Here is a 19,080-nt window from a genome sequence, read left to right on the forward strand (position 1 = left end):
TGCTCCATGCTATTTTAAATTAACGTGTCCCGTTAGTGTAAAACAACTTCATTTCCTTACCATTAGAGAATGACCTAGAAACCAGCTGTATAATTCCGGATTATCGTATGTTTCTGTCCAAGAGTTGTGATTCGACTCAGGATAAATTGTGAAAGAGACTTTTCCGCCGTTTTCGCGAAGTGCGTCTACCATTTTTTTTGATTCAGCAATGGGCACTATATCATCCTTCGCGCCATGGAATGCCCAGGTGGGTGTTCCTATTAGTTCATGTACCCGGTTGGGGTTACCTCCACCACATATTGGAGCGATAGCTGCGAACCTTCCTGGATATTCTGCTGCTAAGTGCCACGTCCCATAACCACCCATGCTTAGCCCCGTCAAGTATATTCGATCTGGATCTACGTTATAGTTTGCAATGATCTCATCTACTAATGCCATCAATCCGTCTTGTTCAGCATTCCAAAAAGAATCCTCCGGGCATTGAGGGGAGATCGTAATGAATGGAAAAGAAGGATCGCGTTCTGCTATCATAGGAATTCCATGTGCTTTAACCAACTCCAGATCATCTCCATGTTCACCTGCCCCATGAAGAAATAAGATTAAAGGCCACTTAATTGCGGATTCTTTTTCATGTTGATCTGGCAAATGTAAGAGGTATTTCATCCGCACTCTTTTAGTTATTTCTTTTTCAAATTTATTTGCGGTTTGACTCATAGTATCTCCCTCACTTTACTGATATCTCCCATATGGGGTAAAAATAGAATTCCCCATATTTCCTGGAATTCCTTCAGTTGCATTAAACTGCCCGTTAGTTGAACAAAAGCAGCCGATCTCGATAACGGCTGCCTTCTTGTCTTCTATTGAACTAACGTTTCCCGTTAGTGCAATGGAGTGTCATCTAAATATAATTCTGAATTGTATAGATTGTTTTCTAACGAAAAAAGGAGCAGCTGCCACCCGGCAACTGTTCGATGTTTAAATGAATAGACGAGAAACTAGTGAGTCAGCCTCGTGGTTATACCCTAATAAACGAAGATCATAACATAAATATTTAAAGCCGCATAATCAGCGGCTTCTAATGTTACTATGTTTTTGTCACCCGACAACACAGCCGGCCCCTATAAGCGGCTGTGTTGAGTCAGCCCCTCCCCCTACTTTAGGTAAAATACGATGCTCCAGGTTAATGAATACTATTATAAATGCTTTTAAATTCATGAACAAAGTCAATCGGCAGCATAGGCTCATCAGAAGCGGCTATTTGTTGAAGCTCTTTTAACCTGTTCATTGATTCTTCATCCAAATTTGACACATCGTTTGCTTGATGAAAATAAATATACTGCAATACATAACGAAGTTTAATAGACTCTTGTAAATATTCTATTTCTTCTTCTTGGATTGTATTTTCCTTCAGATATCCTTTCATAAAATGGCGGAAAAACAATCTATAATATTCCGTTTTATTTTCAAATTCCTTGAACGGATAAAAAAATGCATAACACAATGTAATCCCAATATCGTTTACGAAATACGTATAACCACAATCATCGAAATCGAACAAATAAATGTCTCCGTTATGCAGATGAAAATTACTTTGATGAAAATCAGTATGAGTCAAACCGTATGTATCTTTGGACTTCGGCAGAGAAGTAAGTTTTGTTAATCTTTCTTTTACAATTGATATCATTACATCATCAGGTCGCAGGTACTTCTCCGCCTTTAATTGAACTTCTTGGTCCCAGGCTTGTCGTTTAAACGCCGGATTACTCCATTCGTAACTCTTTGTGGCATGATGAATTTTCCCCATAAATTCGCCCCATTTTTCGTAAAGCGATTCATTCCAATCTTCATCCGACACTTCTTTTCCAAGAGCCATTTCGTATGAAATGGCTAGGAACGAACCAATTTCTGCAGCAATTTCTTCAACCATATTACCCCTGGTCGATGGAACAGCATTTGAAACTGCCAGTCCTTTATTCGACAAATAATTTAAAAATTCAATTTCACCCCGTATATTATTTCTCGATCTTCTAATTGTATGTGAGATTTTTAATATGAAAAATGCGTTGTTTTTCTGGTATTCATAAACAAAGCTTTCATAACCGCCCAATGAACCAACAGTGTCTTTATTAATGTCATATCGCTTTATTGCTTCGGTAAGGATCTCTTCAGTGAATTGCTCTTCAATTTCTCGTATCATTTTCTATACCTTCTTTCATTCAACACATTTTCGCTTCTTTCTCACTCTTCCCTCTGTAACCGTTCATCCCGTCTAATTTGATACTGGCGTCTTGCTAAAATGAAAAAGCACGAAAATCTTCCTCTAATCGATTACCTTTATATTCCATACGAACATTGAATTATCCTGTCCGTTAACAAGAACTAGTACCGATAAAACAAAAAAGTCGCTAAAATAGCGACTTTCTATGGGATCATGTCTTATCCCTGTACATCTTGGGATCTTTTCTACATAAAAAAGCTTAAGGACAGTTTATATTTCCTTTTCTTCGAACTTACGAACTCCTTTATTTTTAGACGTCACTGGTTTCAGACAACCGTAGCTTATTTTCCTTTTACCTATTAGACACTTACTGATATAATTGACCCAACCCTCTGAAGAATCAACAATCCATTATCAATACTCTCAATGAAGTACTTCTTATCATCTAAAATAACAACATCAGTTTCCTTCAATTTGGCTTCGCTTTTAAAATATATGAAGTTATCTGATCCAGGTACTGCTCCTTTATAGTAAATCATGCTGTTCTCAACTCCTTATAAAACTTATTTCACTTAAACCAAAAAACGATCTTTCGCCTGTACCATTGTTCCATGACTTCTTTCACTGGAATGCCATCCAAAATTCCGGTTAACTAACTCTTGTAGCCAACGCAAAAACACCTCCCGAAATTGTCTCCATATCTTATGACATGGTTTTCTCTTGAAGGTGTTTTTAATTTATCTCACGCTATGGAGCCAGTCCCACCTGCTTCATCTGAAACGCTACTTGGTTTTGACTATTTGCCCCTGTGCTTCTTCTTCGCCTTTTGAACTCTAAGTTGATATTTCCTTTCATTTTCCACAAGATTTTGTTGACGATTATGCACTTTTCGTTGCAGTTTCCTGGATTCGAGGTCCAGCTTTATTGCCTCCTGAGCATGGCTAGATAAACCTCGTTGGGCAATCTCTCTAGACGCCTGCCGAGCTAGTCTTTTCGGATTTATTCGAGTGTTTTTACTTCGTTTCGCATCCATTCCTGCCTTCGTAAGGTTCATCAATTCCATCATTTTCTCGCTAACGAACTCTAATATCTCCGGATCCTTTGGCTCGTTGCCAAAAATATGACGACAAGCTTTTAGACGTCCTTGTTCTTCCTGCTCAATCACACCAATCCAGTACTTACAACTTTCATCAAACAATACGGTAAGCTTCACACTTACTCCCCCTCTGTTTTTACTGGAGTGATGGACATCCCGAGGGGGAAGGTCACTGACACTGGAACTGACCCTGTGCGACCGGACTACCAACCGATCTGTGTTTTTACACTCCTTTAAGGTTATATCACATTTTTCACAATTGTTAAACCGTTCCACTATCCTGGATCGGCTACACTGGGTTGGACAATAAAAATAAGGGCTAGTAGAATGAAGAGAATAATACTAGGAGCGGATCTACTATGCCAAAACAAAGACGTACATTTACAGCAGATTTTAAAAGACAAATGGTCCAATTATATGAAAATGGAAAGCCAAGGGCAGCGATTGCCAGAGAGTATGAACTTAGTCCGTCTGCCCTCGATCGCTGGATTAAGCAAGCGCAAACGTCAGGCTCGTTTTCTGAAAAAGATAACCGAACTGCTGAAGAGAATGAACTCATCGCTCTTCGTAAGCGAGTTCAGCGGCTTGAAATGGAGAATGACATTTTAAAGCAGGCCGCGCTGATCATGGGACGAAAGTAAAGATCATTAAGCAAAACAGTGATAAATACTCGGTATCAGCATTGTGCGAAGTCCTGCAAATCTCCAGAAGTACCTTCTACTATGAAACGAGAGCAAAAGACAACGATGACGAAATAACGACGGCTATCGTAGAGATCTTTCATGCCAACCGAAAAGCGTATGGAACGCGCAAATTGAAGGTCAAACTTCAGGAACAAGGCTACACGGTTTCAAGACGCCGAATCGGACGGATTATGAAAGAGCAGGGTTTGGTGTCGACGTACACCATAGCGCAATATAAGCCGCACAAGACTGCTTGTAACGAAGCTACAACAGCGAATGAATTAAAACGTGAGTTTGATCAAACTGAATCTAAACGATTTGTAGTCAGCGATCTCACTTATGTCAAAGTCCAGCATAAGTGGCATTACATTTGCGTGCTGATTGATTTATTTAACCGAGAAATCATTGGTCACAGTGCAGGTCCACACAAGGACGCTGCTCTGATTTCCCGTGCCTTTGCCACAGTAGAAGGCGATTTAAGCGACATTCAGTGGTTTCATACGGATCGCGGAAGCGAGTTTAGGAATCAAACCATGGACGATCTATTAGAGACGTTCAAGATTGGTCGCTCCCTGAGTATGAAAGGCTGCCCCTATGACAACGCCGTTGCTGAAGCTACTTACAAAGTGATGAAAACAGAATTCATCAACCAGATGAATTTCCAGAGTCTTCATCATCTAAAACTAGAATTATATGATTATGTGAACTGGTTTAATAAGCATCGCGTTCATGGCACATTAGGCTACATGACGCCAGTTCAGTACAAAGCAGAGGCCCTTAAAAAAGTTGTCTGATTTACTGTTGACAGTCCATCCTGCCCGTTAGCTTAATGAAATTGCACCTTGAAACAGGCAGGGAATGCAGATGTTATTCGCGTATTGTGGATTATCAGTTGAATGAACTTCACCCGACTATTGCCATCGTATTGAAATGTTCGCGTATAAGCAGCATTTCTATATAGCTAGGATTACCATGTATACGATGATTAGCTCTCCAATGGCCCAAAGCTTGGAAAGTCCGCTCCACCTCTTCCCTGCGCATTCATATCCGAAAAGGACCGATACCGACATGCGGCGTTACGATAATAATTGCGTCAACTGCAAACTCCTCTTTATGACAACTTCTAATTATTTTTCTTCTGGAATGTCAACAATAATATAGTTTTCTTTTAGATTAACTTGAGGAAGTTCGGCTTGTTTAAAAAATGCTAGCTTGCCACTTAAGATAAGCAGTGTTCTTCGTGATTTTATAATAGCGGATTACATTATTATTGACCTCGATGAATCGGTCATGGGTGTTTTCCGGAAAATAATATTGAAGACTGGATGCTTCCATAATTGGTTTAAAGTCCTCCGTGAGCTGTGATACTCTAGGAAGATTGATTGCAGCATTTCTGGCCGTGCTTAATGCACTACTCTTAACGTCAGTCAGCAGTTTCGTGCTTGGTTTTGAAACAAACGCCGTTCGGGTCTTTTGATTCCAAGTTACTGAACCGTCCAATGCTTCTGCAACAAAACGTAAGGGAATCATTGTTTTACCGTTTTGAACAAATGGAGCAGTACTTAATGAAACAGGAGATCCATTTTTTTGTGCTACTTTATTATTCATAGTCAACTGCAAGTTTGTGTCGCCCCCCTTCACTGTCGCTTGCTTGGCAGTATTATTCCAGGCAAACGTTAAGCCACCTAAATCTTTGAGTGAAGTCAGACTAAAAAATACCTGATTGTTCATAATGAGAATATCTTTTGAATCTAAGTCATGATTATTCACAACAACTTGTGTTCCTTTTGGACTTTTTACTGCTGCGGCTGCCTCATTGGTTGGAAGTAACAAAATCGAAGAACATAGAACAGCAAAGAAAAATAATACCAATTTCTTCATCGCTAAAACCTCTTCTCTTCTTTATTCAACTTTCCTCTCCCGTTTACTTTATTAATCATTTCTTTTAAAAATAGAATAAGAAAAATATATCACACCACCAACACCCAAAATCATTGATATCGCAAACAATATCCACACTATTTTCACATCAGTATCACTAATACCGTTACCTACTGGACCAACTTTTGGTTCGAAAAAATGATTTAGTTTCCATATACCATAGAGAGTCAGAAATATTGATGTGAACAATCCAACAACATTTTTCTGTTTAATGTTTCACGCCCCCATCCGTACTGATAATAAAGTAACGCGGTCATTAAGTTAATAAATAGATAATACCACATATTGGAACTAACCTGCCCGTTAGCTTAATGAAAGAGCTATCGAATACTAATTGGATATATATCAAAGCGGTAATCGGGACAAGACCATGTACCAACAACAAAAAAGCCGCTATTTTAGCGACTTTCACTGGGACCATGATCTTGTCTCTCTGCACTAATGTATGTATAAGCATCTTGCTTCTATTGATAATAGATGTCTTTCTGCTCCCAGATGCCATTGTCGCACTCTATGATGGATCTGAGCTCTACGTTTACATAATCTCCCCAATATCCCATTGTAATAGAGTTTTCAAGTAATGAAATCCACTGCAAGGACACGATAAAATGCTCTATTTTAAAATTACTTTTTTCATAGACCTCTTTACAATAAAGCTGCACTCCATTATCAAATACATCCATTTTAGATAGAAAGTGTTCAAACATTTGATGAGAGATATTTTGGAAACCGTCTACTTCTATTGACCAATCCGAATGGGCGGATTCTAATAGTATTACATCTTTTGATTTATCCGCGTTTTCCCATGCCGTCAAAACTTCATTTGCTGAGAATCTGTTGGATTTAAACAACAGTTGTTGTTTCATCATTAGTGTCACTACCTTTCAAACTTCAATTACCTCTGCTTCTAAATTCATCAAGCATCCTCTTGCTTTCTCCTAATGAGCGAAGCTGGACAATATCCCCTCTTTCATTTAAAGTAAAATGTCCTTTGAAAGCATCTGGCATGGCATGATATTGTTTCTCTTCCTGCTCATATGCCTGAACAAAACAAGCATATCCATATTGATTTACTAAATACGGCAGCCCAAAAGCAGAGCGAAGCAGCTCATATTCTTGATAGTTATAAGGCGTGCTTTCAGGACGCTTCATCAGAATTTCAATGAATTTAGTCATTAGTTTCTCTACTTCTTTCTCAGTTGCATACTTTGCATAGCCTCGAATTGCAGTCAATCTCATATCTAGGTAGCGCTCTTTTTTAAACGCTTTTAAGAAGAATTCCTTTAAATCAATATCTTCACAGAACACAAGTGCTTTCAATATTGTGTTGCGAATGTACAAATTTTTAGCCTTAAAATACAGTTCTATTAAAAATTCAACATCTTCATTTGACAACGTTATATCCTTACATTTTTCCAGCAGCTGTTGAAAATCGTCTTTATTTTCATACCCTCTTTTTTGGGACATCCTCTTAAGCTCTTCAATTATGTTTATCATTTGAATCCCTCCACCATTACCTTCTCTTCTCTGGCTTTACCCTATTGGCACATCATTCGCCCTTATCCTTTTAACTTCTTAAACCTAGTTAAATATTCACTGACCAATTGGAATTGCACTAACATGTCCCGTTAGTGCAATGGAGTGTCACCTAAATATTATAAAGGAAACATTCCCCATCTGTCTGATAATAATGACCACCCATTACGCAAAACTGCCAGTTAGATTAATGAATTTGTATGGAATACATAGTTAGATGCTTATCTAATCGGTATTCGGCTCATGTTCTTATACCGATAAAACAAAAAAGCCGCTATTTTAGCGACTTTCTAAGGGCCATGTTCTAGTCCCTCGACATGATTTCTTTTTTGGCTACATATACCTAAAGCTATGATCCAAAAAAGGCCAACCGAATGGATTGGTTGACCTCATTCTCCTTCATGTCATTGCGTGAATCATCCCTTCTTCGGTGCGGCGATCTGACGTGCTACCCTATCGGCTAATGTTGCATCGGCCTGGAATAAATAGCCTAACACAACCCTTTGAATCTCATGAGAAGCCGCCGATAAGTCATCAGCGAGGTTCTGAACAAGATGATCCTGCTGAACTTGTGTGAGCGATTGGTAGAATTGTCCCGCTTGCGTGAAATTATCGGCCTTCGGAATATCGGATCGAACGAGCCGACCGGCTACATAGCGACCTGCTCCGCTCGTTACCTGTTCAGTCGGTGACCAGTTTGATTGATGGTTAATCGGAATTTTGCGGAAATCCGATCCAAGGCGATGCCGCTGTGAATCCCAATAAATATTGCTGCGACCTTGCAGCATTTTATCATCGGACAGCTCGGCACCATCCAGAAGATTTGACGGGGAGAATGCCAGCTTCTCGATCTGCTCCTGATAATCAGTAGGGTTCGTATCCAATACGAGTCGACCAACCGGCAGCAGAGGGAATTGATGCACATCCCACACTTTCGTGTCATCCAGCGGATCGAACGACAGCATCGCTTCATCCTCTGGGTTCATCAACTGCACATACAGCCCGTATTGGACCGGTGTGCCTTTGGCAATCGCGTCATACAGATCTTTACCCGAATAATCCGGGTTCTCGCAAGCCAAACGAGCTGCTTCTTGCGCATCGATATATTGCTCTCCAGCCAACGGAATCCAGCGATATTTGACGTAGAAGCGGACGTTCTGTGCATTTTTCCAAACATAGGTGTTAACACTGTGTCCTGGCGTATGGCGGAAGCTCTTGACCGTCCCTTCGTCCGAGTACAGACGTACAACGAAATGGGTTGCCTCTGGCGCTGTAGCAATGAAACTCCAGAATCGATTCGGATCGATGAGATTGTTAACTGGTGATGGCAGGAAAGCATGAATTGACTCAGGGAACCGGATCGGGTCTCGTACGAGGAACACAGGGATATGATTACAGAGCAGGTCGAACACGCCATGCTCGGTATAAAATTTCGTCGAGAATCCACGCACGTTGCGGGATGTATCGGGTGTCCCTTTGTTGCTGACCGCAAGTGAGAAACGAACTGTAACGGGTACCCGTTGTCCCGGCTGCTGCAAGAAGCACAGTTTCGTATAAGCGGCCATCGAGTGAAGGGTTTCAAAATAACCCATGGCACCAAACCCCTTCACGTGGACCGGACGCTCTAATAGCTTTTCATGGACAAAGGTTTCAAGTGTTTCATGCAGCATGCTGTCCTGCTCCAGAATCGGTCCCCGTTCCCCCACCGTTTGCGAATGGTGTTCCGGCGACTGCATAGCACTCCATTGTGATTGAGCCTTGCTTCTTTGCCAGCTTCGATCGTTTGCCTGATTGTTAGCTTTGTTACCGTCCATTGACCCGCCTCCCATACCTACATTCTCGGGGAAATATATGCATGGCTATGTACGGGTATGACAGCATGTCAAATTGTAAATTGAATTGAAATGAGTAAATGTGTATCCCATCACATAGTAGAGAAATCCTGTAAACACACTACGTTATCCGCATAGCTTTCTGCTGCGCTTTCAGACACAGTTCTGCCGCCATAAAAGCGGATCGAGCGCAACAGCGGCGATGATAAATTCGCCCGGCTTCACCACCGGACTGGGCTTCCCCTTCGGGGCATAGTTCATTCCGTCGCTTTTCTGCATCATGATAATCCTCCGCCCATATCATTTTTTTTCGCCATAATTGCTTCCTGTCGTGATCTTCCCATCCTCAAAATTCTCAATGCTCTTGCCCTTTTGGTAAAAATAAGGAACGTTTAGTTGAGCACCCTCTTGCGTATAGAAGGGATCATTCTTTTGTAGCGGGAGTTGCACGTTCTCTCCCATGCTTGCGGATTTGTAGATGCTCATGATCAACTCCAGTGTGCTGCGGCCGTCTTCTCCGTCGATGAGCACCGGCGTTCCATGCTCGATCGCGCTCAGCACATTGTCGATCTGACCAGTATGTCCTTCGTACGGCAAATCCGGCAATTCGTCATAGTATTTCTGGATTTTTTCTTCTAGTTCCAATTCGCGATCAGGGAATCCGTTCGGCAAGGAAGTGGAAGCCGTTACCCGCCACGGGGCAGAAATCCGTGCATACTGTCCTTGGAAGATGTATTGCTGTTCTTCTCCGTGGTGGACGACCGAGCTGGTAAGTTGCCCCAAAGCTCCATTCGGATATTTCATCATCGCGATGGATAAATCCTCAACCTCGGCATTGTCATGCGCGACATTAGCCATGTAGGCTTGTACGTGGCTAGGACGACCAAGCATCCACAGCAATCCGTCGATATGATGTACGGCATGGTTCAGCGTAGGGCCTCCCCCCTCTTTCTCCCAAGTGCCGCGCCACCATAAGTCGTAATAACTATGGCCCCGCCACCAAAAAGAATCCACTTGGGCATGCAGAATCTTGCCGGCCAGACCGCTATCCAGCACTTGTTTCAGCTTCATAATCGGATTTCTGAATCGATTCTGGGCGATCACGGACAACACCTTGCCGTTATTCCGTGCCGCTTCGATCATGTCATCACATTCCTTAAGCGACGCTGCCATAGGTTTCTCAACAATGACATGGCTTCCTGCGTTCAGGAAATCGACCGCAACCTGCGCATGAACGTACGGAGGCATACAAATGGACACGAGATCGATTCCGTCTTGAAGCAGTTCCTTATAATCGTGTGCGATTTTAGCCTCCAGTCCGTACTGATCCCGCCTTACTTCAGCCTTCTCTGGGTAAAGATCGCATAAGGCAACAATTTTACAGCGGTCCTTAAACTGCAGATATGCTTGGATATGACTGGGCGAAATTGCACCCGTACCTATAATCGCAACCTTTAACATACGTTATTTTTTACCTCCCAACTTTATTTTTTATATAAAAAATTATATGCGGTGCAAACTTGTAAATGTGTTTTGCTATGGGGGAAAAATAACGCTAGATTGCGGATTGTATGGTATATTCAATGCATGTACGAAGACGAGGAAGAAGGAGGCAAACAAGTTGTCATTCGTTGCAAGCAACTACAGTATCTCTCCCTTGTACTTTGCCTATAGACGTAAAAGCGAAAATTACGAGCATAAAGAGACTTTCCATTCCCATCTTGGCCTTGAAGTGTTGTTCATTCATCAAGGAAGGGGGACCATGATCGTTAACAACAACAGCTATGAGATTAAGCCGGGCATGCTTTGTATATTTCAGCCCTGTCAACTCCACCACCTAAAGCTTGAATACGACGATCATCAATGCTTCGAACGTTCGATTGCGATTTTTGAACCGACGGTGTTTGAGGCTTATTTTAAACAGTGGCCCGCTCTCCATGAATTTTACAATTTTATTTATCTAGGCAATCTTCCTTTCCCTTGTTTATACGAGGTCGACGACCCGTGTCTGGAAGGTGCATACAAGAGCATGAACGATCGATTCCCGACGCTGTCCGACACGGAAAAACATGAAGAAATTTCGCTGTTTCTTGTCGCACTTTTTCGCTCCTTGAAACCAATCTGGGATAAGCGGAAAGTACGGAGTTCAACTTACCAAGCCCGTAAAAATCATCGGGTGGAGCACATCTTAACCTGGATTGAGACCAATTATACGATTCCTTTCCGATTGGACGACATGGCGAAGTCGCTGCATCTATCTCCCTACCATTTATCACATCTCTTTAAAGAAGCGACAGGGATCAGCATCACGGAATACATAGCAGCCCGAAGGATTCATCAATCCATACAGCTCCTAGCGACTACAAAAAAACCGGTCTCGCTTATTGCGGAGGAGATCGGATTAACGAATAGCTCTTATTTTTGCAAATTGTTTAAGTCGCAAATGGGAATCACGCCGCATCAATATCGAAAAAAATGGACGAGTACTTAAATATCGGGAATGCGCCTGATATTTATATGGACCTTAGATAAAAAGGTTGATCGTGTCAAGCATGATCAAAGATAGTACACGAACTGGGATGTAAGATCAATGATTGATATAATGGTCATATAATTGCTCGAAGGTTGTAAAACGTTCGACTTCTCTACCGACCTTACCATATTCGTCTACATATTCATCCATCATTTCAAGGAACTTCTCTTTCATTACTGATAAATCACTTGCATCAAAGTACTGCATAAGATCAAATTTCTTGGTCCCTTTCTCCGCAGCCATTTCATCAAGATATCCTTGTGCTCCAAAGGCCGAAAGAAAGGCATAGGAGGCATCGTTCGTTTGAACACTGTTCAAGATTTTATTGCGGTAGTTGCACCACAATTCTTCGTAAGTTCCCCTCAGATTATCAAAAGTCGGAACGGGTTTAACAATGAAGTTATCACACATCTTGCTATGTAACCTCGTAACGCTGTTCAACATATTAAAAGAGGCAATTCGGATATCTTCAATGGTATGAGCTTCGATGACAGACATGTATAAGGATTCGAGGTCATCTGGAACATGGCGATACGAGCGTATTTCTTCTAAATATCGCTTGACACCTCGTTTGATGCACGTGTTATTCATGCTGACCAAGGCATTGACCAAATTGTACAGAACGCCGGCAGATGCATGTCTCACTGAACCGATATTATCACCCAGCATCGTATCGCTGTATGCTTGCTTAGCCAGATCGATCCATTTTTTTGCTCGATTAAGACACGCTTCTCCTATCGGCTCCGCAAGCGCATCAAGAGCTTTCTGCCTAAAGTCGTTCAATTTCTCCAAATCCTCAGACTTTGCATAATAGAGAATTTTAAGCTCGGTTAGGCTCGACACGTTGGGACTCTCTAAGATGGATTGTGCGTGTATTCTTGTATCCCATGGGGTGCAATAGATGTCATAACCAACGTCATCTAAGATGAAGCTATCGGATATTCCCCATCCCCTTTCCGTATTATTTATGATAATTAAATCAAGATCGCTCTTTTCGTGAAAGTCCCCGGTGCTAAACGAACCAGTAAGCCCAATAATTGCGATATCGTCTTGAAAGTCTCTTCTTGCGCGTTCGATCACCATGTTGATCAGCAGTTCATTTTTGTCCAGCAGCTTCTTCTTTATGATTTCGTTCATTCGTTACACCCCTTCGTATGAGCTGGCCGTCCTTCATCACAACAACCTCAACTAGAGTCTATCGATTTAGAGGTGCGGTTGCTATGTATAAGTTGATTTAATTCATCTTTGCACAAAATCCGCTAAACCGTCGATATGACGATTAAGCGGATTTCAGTAGTTCTTTTTTCTTTATGCCTTCGCATGACAAGAAATGCCGATCCGCCAATAAACAGTCCGTTAGCTTAATGCCTGCAGCAAGTTTAGCTTTGTACCTCCGTTTATGCGGGCATCCGCTTATTGTTCTGTGAATTTGAAGGATTTAATGGAAAATAAATCAAACATCACCATAATACTTTTAACAAAAAATTACTGAACATGTATTTCCGATTTGACATCATTTTGATTTAAAAATTTCATTAAATCATGACTCAGCTGCACAATCTCATTATTCGCATTATTCGCATAATCCGGCAACATCATATCCCTAACCATTTTAGTTCGTAACCATGTCATAAAGAAAAGATCCAAAAATAAGTTTGGAAATTTAAGCACCATTTTAAGCATGGGTGGATCAATTGAAACGCCAGCTTTTTGTATTGCCAATAGATACGCTTTTAAAGTAGCTGTTATTTGGCGTGCCGTCTTTCTGGTTCCGATTCTTTTTTTGTCAATTATCTTATTTTCAGACTGCAAAACGCTCAACATGGCAATATCTGATACGGAATGCGTGATGAGATACGATTGCATATCCTTTTTAATAACGTAGGGAAGCTTTGCTGTTTTTAAAATTTTGCGAGTTTTTCGATGCGTTCAGTCACTTCACCATTCATTTCTCCAAATGCAGTTGCCGCTATAATCTTTGGTAGAAATCGAGCATGCAATACTCCATCTTTAATCTGTCCGCCGAAGCCGGGAAAAGCAGGTAAAAGTCGATCCCCTACAATATCCAGCCACGAAGAAAACCCAATTGAATTACTAGTCATCGTAACTATATGTTTGCTTTGATTATCTTTTAGCGCTAACAACGCTGATTCGGACCGATCATAACGAACGGTGACGAAAATAAAACCGTATATATCGTCATTTTCGAGCGTATCAATGACCTTCACTTGTATAGATTTAACTGAACCTTTTTCTTTATACTGCAGGCCATTTTCGCTTAATGATTTAAATCTTTTAGAATGTGCAAACAGCGTAACGTCAAACCCTGCTTCAATAAGCTTCATTGCGTACATGCTCCCGATGACACCTGCACCAAAAATTAAAATTCTGTCTTGTTTTGCTGACATGAAAACCACCCCTACTTATTAACATTTCCTTTGGATTATCAGACAACATGTTGTATGATGTGATCATAAATCTTTATTATTCCTTGATCAACCATCAGTATTTTAGAATTTGTCGGATGATATTTTTATTGGCTAGTAGGAGGGTATCATGAAAAAGCAACCTCAAATAACGGAGAAAACAAGACAAGCGTTTTTAGAAGTTTTTTGTGAGTTATATAGCCAAAAGCCGATTGAGAAGATTTCGGTACAGGAAATTGCGAATAAGTCAGGATATAACCGCAGCACCTTTTATCAATACTTTACTGACATTTACGAATTGTTAGACTCTGTTGAAAATGACTTATTAAATGACATGAAAAAAGAATTGGCGAATAAAGAGCTATCGATGCATACGGTTCAAGATACGCTCTATTGTCTGGATAAAAGAGAACATCTCCTGATCCTTAATGCCCTTTTGGGTGATTATGGAAGTACCCGTTTTTTAAAACGCTTAAAAAAAGAAATCACTTTGGATCAATTAGAATTAAACGTTCCGCAAAACCATTCCTTAACGCCATACTTCATTGAGTTTTACCTGACAACTTCCCTTTCTCTATTTCGTCTTTGGCTCCAGCGTCAAAACGACTTATCGTCAGAAGAATTTTTCAAGTTAGTGGAGAACCTATATTCAAGAGGGATTACGCCCTATTTTAAAGAATGAGCCTGTCATTCAAACCGAATCAATATGTTGTATAACTATAAAAAACGCGCATAAGACAGCCTGACTAACTATAGCTTAATCGCAACTTTTCCAAAACCCAAAGGGAAACACACGATCGATGACCGGATGCAGTTGATTCGCTGTAATCGCATGATTCAGTGTCTCGAACATTTCTCGACTGCCTCCATTGATTCTTTGAATGGTCGGCTTTTTCAACATAACCGAAGGAACATTAAATTTCTTGGCATTTATACCGGTCCGAAAGGCCATCCTCCAAGACAACGCCTGCTGGTTTACCGCAACGGCCCCTCGCAAAAGCATTTAACGTATACACTTCCACATTCATGTTCCTCTCGTCCTCTCCTTATCTTAAAAAAACCGATGTGCGCATCCGTACGTCCTACTCGATGCCATGAAACGGTTCGTCGGGGCTCCCGCGCTATTTGGAATCGTTCCGTATCTGTAACATCGTTGAAGTTCATTAAATTTGACCGATATTTCGGATAATACAAAAATACAAAGTCGCTAGATTAGCGACTTTGTATTTGGGCATAATCAAATTTTGATGTTAGTTCGTTCAATCTGAGATTCTATTACATCATATAGAGCAAGTTTATAGTTTATTTTATCCAAATTAAGATATAGCTCTCTTAACTTTTCTCAATTTCTTTTTTATGATGGAGCATCATCATTTTTCGTTCCGAAATCGTCGAATCCCCTTCTTTATACAAGTAGACATACTTCTGAATTTGGGCAATCGGCATTCCTGTTGCTCTAAGCGCAGTAACGAAGTGAATCCAGCTTAAATCATTTTCGTCATATAACCGCTTCCCATTTTCATTTCTCTTCACATGTGGAAGCAGCCCCTCCTTTTCGTAATATCGAAGTGTGGGAGCCGCTATTCCTGTCAATTCAGTCACTTTCCTTATAGTCAACATAAATAAAACTCATCGCCTCCTATTAAAGTAAACTTCAATTAAATTTTTGGCATATCTAATTAAATAATCCAAATTTATGCTGTAAAAGAAGAAGGAAGATAGGATGAAATCAATTATTTCACTGTTTCATTATACACTTTTTCTTCAGTGGAAAAGTCTTGACTTAAAGTGAACTTTATAATCTATGATAACAATGTAATTAAAAATGAGCCTGGAAGGATGAAGTTACAATGAATAATATCTCAATCGTCACTGGTGGTAGCCGTGGACTTGGTCGCAATTCTGCCATCAGTATTGCCCGTCATGGCGGTGATGTCATCTTGACCTATCGTAGCCAAGCAGAAGAAGCAAAGTCTGTTGTTGCTGAGATCGAATCTTTGGGTCGTAAAGCAGTGGCATTACAACTTGATGTTGGAAATATTGCCAGCTTTGCGGTCTTTGCTGAGACAGTACGTTCGACCCTGCGGTCAACTTGGGATCGTACCACTTTCGATCATTTAGTGAATAATGCCGGCCACGGAGAAATGATAGACTATGCCGAAACTACAGAAGCTCAGTTCGACGGCCTGTTTAATGTGCATGTCAAAGGCGTATTTTTCTTGACCCAGGCTCTTCTGCCGCTTCTTGCAGATGGTGGTCGTATCGTGAACTTCTCATCGGGACTCACTCGCGTTTCTTATCCTGGCTTCTCTGCCTATTCCGCCGCAAAGGGCGCGGTCGAGGTTCTAACCATCTATATGGCCAAAGAACTTGGTCACCGAGGCATTACCGCTAATACCATTGCACCTGGAGCAATCGAAACCGATTTTCTAGGAGGTTCTGTACGCGACATACCTGCTTATAATGACACGTTTGCCTCGATGACTGCCCTTGGTCGAGTCGGCGTACCTGAGGACATTGGTCCTGTAGTCGCCAACCTGCTTGGATCCGACAATCGCTGGGTTAATGCGCAGAGAATCGAAGTCTCGGGTGGTCAGAACATCTGATCGCAAGTAATAGCAGCAAAGACAATCCGTGAAACTGGGGCTGTCTCCGAACGAATACGACCATATTGGGTAAGAATAAGTCCCACCCCCATTTTGGTCGTAATCGTTTCTCCCAAAAAGAGAACGCTGATCACGATCGCAATGAGAGGGACCAGAAAATTAAACGATCCGATTTTGCCGGCTTCGCCTCCGCGCACTTCTTGACGAATATATTGCGAATCATTGGGGAGAAACATCGGGGCTGACATTTGAACTTCACGAAGGAACCATCGAAGAGATTAAAAAATGGCTAGAATCCAGAACCAAACCATTCATATTACGGATCTGGACAACGGACCTATGATTGTGTACAAAGGCGGATTCGTAACGCCGATTTTTGAGTTGTTTAAGCAATTTGGAACCACTTTGTACGCCAAATATAACGGACACAACATAAACACGGCATTAAGCGTGATTCAAGAAGGACTGGGAATCTCGATCGTATCGAAACTTCTTTGTCGCTATCCACACTGCCACCTAATGTCCGCATCCGGACAATTAATCCGCAGCCTTTTAGAGACATTCTCTTGGCAGTTCCTTCATTAAAGGAGGCTTCACGGGACGAAACTTTTCCTTCAGACTGCACGAGAGCTTTATTGATCGGGGGATCGAAATGGTCCTAAATTTACTTGTTCCATCATTTATAACAGCGAGGTTGCGAACTTCATCGCGGGAAAGCGGCTATCCGGTCCTTTCATTAAGTTTCCACCTTGATTTTTCAGATACATGTCGAAGAAATCCAGCATATAGGCATTAATAACGGAGCTCGCTCGTTCGGGTGCTATTTCCCCTGTAATGCCCAGTATTTTGAAAATAGGAGAAATGAATTGGACATCGGTAAAATTCAAATGCTCCGTATTTTCAATATAGAGGACTTGTCCCCCTTCGCTGACCGTTTCGCGCATCCGTTCAAGCTCCAGCTTTTTATCTTCCGTTACCTGATCCATCCACTCTCTTGTTGAGCCCATACGGTCAAGCTCAGCATCCGTGTAAACTCGGTTATCCCTCACCATTTTTAATTGTTCAAATTCGCTTTCCGAGTGGATGAATAAAAACGGCTTTTGCAGCCCCTCTCTGTCACGCAGTCGGTACAGCCCTCCGTCCAAGTCTATTCCAGCCGTGATTCGCGGATCGTAAGAAGCGTCATAGGCCGTCGCTCCGCCGATGGAATGACCAAACACCCCGATATGCTTAAGATCAATCTTCCCTTTAAATCGACTTGGAATCTGCCCCGATTGGATAAGCTCGAACTGGTCCAGCGCAAAAGCCACATCATCTGTTAAAACTTTTCCCAATTTGTCGCGGTTTCCGCTTTCGGTCCGATAATCGTGGTCGGGCGAAAATAAGTCGTTGGTTGTGCTGGTCGTGATTCGACCATCCGGAAACTCAGTTGCAAATGTATTGAAGGTGTGGTCGATCACGGCCACGATATATCCGTGACTCGCGAGATTTTCGGCTTGCGACGTGTGGAGGAACCTAGAAGAGCCGAAGCCGGGATTCGCAAGGATCAGCGGGTATGAAGTCTGTACTGAGGAGACTTCGGCCCCCGAATAAGCATGACTGGCTACGTACTTCAAGTGTTGAAAAGTAAACCCGGGAAGGCCATAGTTCGCAGCCATATAACGTAAAATCCGGGTATCTGGAATAAAGGAAGCATACTTGCCGGAGCCCGCTTGGGCTGGATACCATACCTGAACCATTAATTCCCTCTTGCCTGTCGCGGTTGTGCCAAATGTCTCCTCTCGGCTTGAATCGATGAAATGAAAGACTTGTGTACTTACCTTCAGCTCGCCAGTTGGCTCCGGAAAGTTGAATACGGGAAACACATATAGGAAGCATCCCGTTGCGATTAACCCAAACCCGATAAAAAGGCGGCCCAGCACCCTACGGTTTCGCGAAGCAGTCTTAACGGCTGCAGGTTTTTTGAAAGCGTCTTTCAGTGATAGAATAAGCATCATGAGCGTAAATCCGTATAAAAATAATAGCTGAGCCCTGTATCCTTCGACTAGCAAATGGATTACTAAAAAAATGGAGCCTGCTCCGCTTGTCAGGAGCAAAGCTGATCTTCGGATACGCTGATTGACAATGAACTGGATTGCCAACAAACACGCACTCGAAAAGAATAGCAGCATTTCAAAAAAACTCACGCCAACTCCCCCTTAAAAATAAT

Annotated in this window: 21 protein-coding genes; 5 read left to right on the plus strand and 16 right to left on the minus strand. The window is 41.8% G+C overall.

Annotated elements, in window-relative coordinates; genetic code table 11:
* Positions 1-48: 48 nt before the first annotated feature.
* The 4 genes from P0X86_RS16275 to P0X86_RS16290 all read right to left on the minus strand — a co-directional run bounded on the left by P0X86_RS16275 (position 49) and on the right by P0X86_RS16290 (position 3,431).
* Entirely contained in the window at positions 49-714 is a 666-nt protein-coding gene (locus P0X86_RS16275; RefSeq protein ID WP_277745858.1) for a carboxylesterase family protein, read from the minus strand.
* Between the two features lie 466 nt (positions 715-1,180).
* Positions 1,181-2,197, minus strand: coding sequence for a phosphotransferase enzyme family protein (locus tag P0X86_RS16280; protein ID WP_277745859.1), 1,017 nt, complete (start codon positions 2,195-2,197; stop codon positions 1,181-1,183).
* A 380-nt stretch (positions 2,198-2,577) separates the two neighbouring features.
* Entirely contained in the window at positions 2,578-2,757 is a 180-nt protein-coding gene (locus P0X86_RS16285; RefSeq protein WP_192571851.1) for a hypothetical protein, read from the minus strand.
* Positions 2,758-3,014: 257 nt separating this feature from the next.
* Positions 3,015-3,431 carry a YjdF family protein gene (locus P0X86_RS16290; protein ID WP_277745860.1) on the minus strand — a complete coding sequence of 139 codons (417 nt, stop codon included), beginning with the start codon at positions 3,429-3,431 and terminating at the stop codon, positions 3,015-3,017.
* Positions 3,432-3,673: 242 nt separating this feature from the next.
* Between P0X86_RS16290 and P0X86_RS16295 the strand changes: the two genes are divergently transcribed.
* A protein-coding gene (locus tag P0X86_RS16295) for an IS3 family transposase (protein WP_277745861.1) occupies positions 3,674-4,791 on the plus strand; the annotation gives its coding sequence in 2 pieces (ribosomal slippage) (positions 3,674-3,920 and positions 3,920-4,791; 1,119 coding nt in all).
* 403 nt (positions 4,792-5,194) lie between these two features.
* Here the strand turns inward: P0X86_RS16295 and P0X86_RS16300 are convergent.
* From P0X86_RS16300 to P0X86_RS16325, 6 genes are all read right to left on the minus strand, one after another.
* Positions 5,195-5,878: a copper amine oxidase N-terminal domain-containing protein gene (locus P0X86_RS16300; protein WP_277745862.1), complete on the minus strand. Its 684-nt coding sequence runs from the start codon at positions 5,876-5,878 to the stop codon at positions 5,195-5,197.
* A 524-nt stretch (positions 5,879-6,402) separates the two neighbouring features.
* Positions 6,403-6,807, minus strand: a complete 405-nt coding sequence (locus tag P0X86_RS16305; RefSeq protein WP_277745863.1) for a hypothetical protein — start codon at positions 6,805-6,807, stop codon at positions 6,403-6,405.
* 22 nt (positions 6,808-6,829) lie between these two features.
* Positions 6,830-7,435, minus strand: coding sequence for a hypothetical protein (locus tag P0X86_RS16310; RefSeq protein ID WP_277745864.1), 606 nt, complete (start codon positions 7,433-7,435; stop codon positions 6,830-6,832).
* 455 nt (positions 7,436-7,890) lie between these two features.
* Positions 7,891-9,210, minus strand: a complete 1,320-nt coding sequence (locus P0X86_RS16315; RefSeq protein WP_481858298.1) for a catalase — start codon at positions 9,208-9,210, stop codon at positions 7,891-7,893.
* Between the two features lie 249 nt (positions 9,211-9,459).
* Positions 9,460-9,588, minus strand: coding sequence for a hypothetical protein (locus P0X86_RS16320; protein ID WP_255250540.1), 129 nt, complete (start codon positions 9,586-9,588; stop codon positions 9,460-9,462).
* Positions 9,589-9,606: 18 nt separating this feature from the next.
* Positions 9,607-10,767: a Gfo/Idh/MocA family protein gene (locus tag P0X86_RS16325; protein WP_277745866.1), complete on the minus strand. Its 1,161-nt coding sequence runs from the start codon at positions 10,765-10,767 to the stop codon at positions 9,607-9,609.
* Between the two features lie 160 nt (positions 10,768-10,927).
* On the opposite strand from P0X86_RS16325, the gene P0X86_RS16330 reads away from it, so the two are divergent.
* Entirely contained in the window at positions 10,928-11,797 is an 870-nt protein-coding gene (locus P0X86_RS16330) for an AraC family transcriptional regulator (protein ID WP_277745867.1), read from the plus strand.
* Positions 11,798-11,893: 96 nt separating this feature from the next.
* Here the strand turns inward: P0X86_RS16330 and P0X86_RS16335 are convergent, their stop codons facing one another.
* The 3 genes from P0X86_RS16335 to P0X86_RS16345 all read right to left on the minus strand — a co-directional run bounded on the left by P0X86_RS16335 (position 11,894) and on the right by P0X86_RS16345 (position 14,247).
* The gene (locus tag P0X86_RS16335; protein WP_277745868.1) at positions 11,894-12,976 is read right to left on the minus strand and encodes a nucleotidyltransferase domain-containing protein; all 1,083 of its coding nucleotides are present in this window, start codon (positions 12,974-12,976) and stop codon (positions 11,894-11,896) included.
* 348 nt (positions 12,977-13,324) lie between these two features.
* The gene (locus P0X86_RS16340) at positions 13,325-13,663 is read right to left on the minus strand and encodes a hypothetical protein (RefSeq protein ID WP_277745869.1); all 339 of its coding nucleotides are present in this window, start codon (positions 13,661-13,663) and stop codon (positions 13,325-13,327) included.
* 77 nt (positions 13,664-13,740) lie between these two features.
* On the minus strand, positions 13,741-14,247 hold the full coding sequence (locus P0X86_RS16345; protein ID WP_277745870.1) for a ketopantoate reductase family protein: 507 nt from the start codon (positions 14,245-14,247) through the stop codon (positions 13,741-13,743).
* 148 nt (positions 14,248-14,395) lie between these two features.
* Between P0X86_RS16345 and P0X86_RS16350 the strand changes: the two genes are divergently transcribed.
* Positions 14,396-14,947 (plus strand): TetR/AcrR family transcriptional regulator, encoded by a 552-nt coding sequence (locus tag P0X86_RS16350; RefSeq protein WP_277745871.1) that lies wholly within the window; start codon positions 14,396-14,398, stop codon positions 14,945-14,947.
* Positions 14,948-15,597: 650 nt separating this feature from the next.
* Here P0X86_RS16350 and P0X86_RS16355 read toward each other — a convergent pair.
* On the minus strand, positions 15,598-15,885 hold the full coding sequence (locus tag P0X86_RS16355) for a MerR family transcriptional regulator (RefSeq protein ID WP_277745872.1): 288 nt from the start codon (positions 15,883-15,885) through the stop codon (positions 15,598-15,600).
* A 230-nt stretch (positions 15,886-16,115) separates the two neighbouring features.
* Here P0X86_RS16355 and P0X86_RS16360 point away from each other — a divergent pair, with 230 nt between their 5' ends.
* Positions 16,116-16,871, plus strand: a complete 756-nt coding sequence (locus tag P0X86_RS16360; RefSeq protein ID WP_213578685.1) for an SDR family NAD(P)-dependent oxidoreductase — start codon at positions 16,116-16,118, stop codon at positions 16,869-16,871.
* On the opposite strand, the gene P0X86_RS16365 is transcribed toward P0X86_RS16360, so the two are convergent.
* Positions 16,859-17,119, minus strand: a complete 261-nt coding sequence (locus P0X86_RS16365) for an EamA family transporter (protein WP_277745873.1) — start codon at positions 17,117-17,119, stop codon at positions 16,859-16,861. The genes P0X86_RS16360 and P0X86_RS16365 overlap by 13 nt on opposite strands.
* Before the next feature lie 37 nt (positions 17,120-17,156).
* Here P0X86_RS16365 and P0X86_RS16370 point away from each other — a divergent pair, with 37 nt between their 5' ends.
* Positions 17,157-17,456, plus strand: a complete 300-nt coding sequence (locus tag P0X86_RS16370; RefSeq protein WP_277745874.1) for a type 2 periplasmic-binding domain-containing protein — start codon at positions 17,157-17,159, stop codon at positions 17,454-17,456.
* Between the two features lie 95 nt (positions 17,457-17,551).
* Here P0X86_RS16370 and P0X86_RS16375 read toward each other — a convergent pair whose 3' ends face one another.
* Positions 17,552-19,057 (minus strand): alpha/beta hydrolase family protein, encoded by a 1,506-nt coding sequence (locus tag P0X86_RS16375; protein ID WP_277745875.1) that lies wholly within the window; start codon positions 19,055-19,057, stop codon positions 17,552-17,554.
* Between the last annotated feature and the right edge of the window lie 23 nt (positions 19,058-19,080).

The sequence above is a fragment of the Paenibacillus sp. BR1-192 genome, assembly GCF_029542445.1.
In the GTDB taxonomy this organism is placed as follows: domain Bacteria; phylum Bacillota; class Bacilli; order Paenibacillales; family Paenibacillaceae; genus Paenibacillus_AQ; species Paenibacillus_AQ lautus_A.

Bases quoted from the DNA above. Each gene is read 5' to 3' on its own strand.
- P0X86_RS16325 (WP_277745866.1), bottom strand. From the start codon at position 10,767: ATGTTAAAGGTTGCGATTATAGGTACGGGTGCAATTTCGCCCAGTCAT.
- P0X86_RS16315 (WP_481858298.1), bottom strand. From the start codon at position 9,210: ATGCAGTCGCCGGAACACCATTCGCAAACGGTGGGGGAACGGGGACCG.
- P0X86_RS16305 (WP_277745863.1), bottom strand. From the start codon at position 6,807: ATGATGAAACAACAACTGTTGTTTAAATCCAACAGATTCTCAGCAAAT.
- P0X86_RS16365 (WP_277745873.1), bottom strand. From the start codon at position 17,119: ATGTCAGCCCCGATGTTTCTCCCCAATGATTCGCAATATATTCGTCAA.
- P0X86_RS16355 (WP_277745872.1), bottom strand. From the start codon at position 15,885: ATGTTGACTATAAGGAAAGTGACTGAATTGACAGGAATAGCGGCTCCC.
- P0X86_RS16340 (WP_277745869.1), bottom strand. From the start codon at position 13,663: ATGTTGAGCGTTTTGCAGTCTGAAAATAAGATAATTGACAAAAAAAGA.
- P0X86_RS16280 (WP_277745859.1), bottom strand. From the start codon at position 2,197: ATGATACGAGAAATTGAAGAGCAATTCACTGAAGAGATCCTTACCGAA.
- P0X86_RS16335 (WP_277745868.1), bottom strand. From the start codon at position 12,976: ATGAACGAAATCATAAAGAAGAAGCTGCTGGACAAAAATGAACTGCTG.
- P0X86_RS16275 (WP_277745858.1), bottom strand. From the start codon at position 714: ATGAGTCAAACCGCAAATAAATTTGAAAAAGAAATAACTAAAAGAGTG.
- P0X86_RS16370 (WP_277745874.1), top strand. From the start codon at position 17,157: ATGGCTAGAATCCAGAACCAAACCATTCATATTACGGATCTGGACAAC.
- P0X86_RS16320 (WP_255250540.1), bottom strand. From the start codon at position 9,588: ATGATGCAGAAAAGCGACGGAATGAACTATGCCCCGAAGGGGAAGCCC.
- P0X86_RS16345 (WP_277745870.1), bottom strand. From the start codon at position 14,247: ATGTCAGCAAAACAAGACAGAATTTTAATTTTTGGTGCAGGTGTCATC.
- P0X86_RS16285 (WP_192571851.1), bottom strand. From the start codon at position 2,757: ATGATTTACTATAAAGGAGCAGTACCTGGATCAGATAACTTCATATAT.
- P0X86_RS16310 (WP_277745864.1), bottom strand. From the start codon at position 7,435: ATGATAAACATAATTGAAGAGCTTAAGAGGATGTCCCAAAAAAGAGGG.
- P0X86_RS16300 (WP_277745862.1), bottom strand. From the start codon at position 5,878: ATGAAGAAATTGGTATTATTTTTCTTTGCTGTTCTATGTTCTTCGATT.
- P0X86_RS16350 (WP_277745871.1), top strand. From the start codon at position 14,396: ATGAAAAAGCAACCTCAAATAACGGAGAAAACAAGACAAGCGTTTTTA.
- P0X86_RS16360 (WP_213578685.1), top strand. From the start codon at position 16,116: ATGAATAATATCTCAATCGTCACTGGTGGTAGCCGTGGACTTGGTCGC.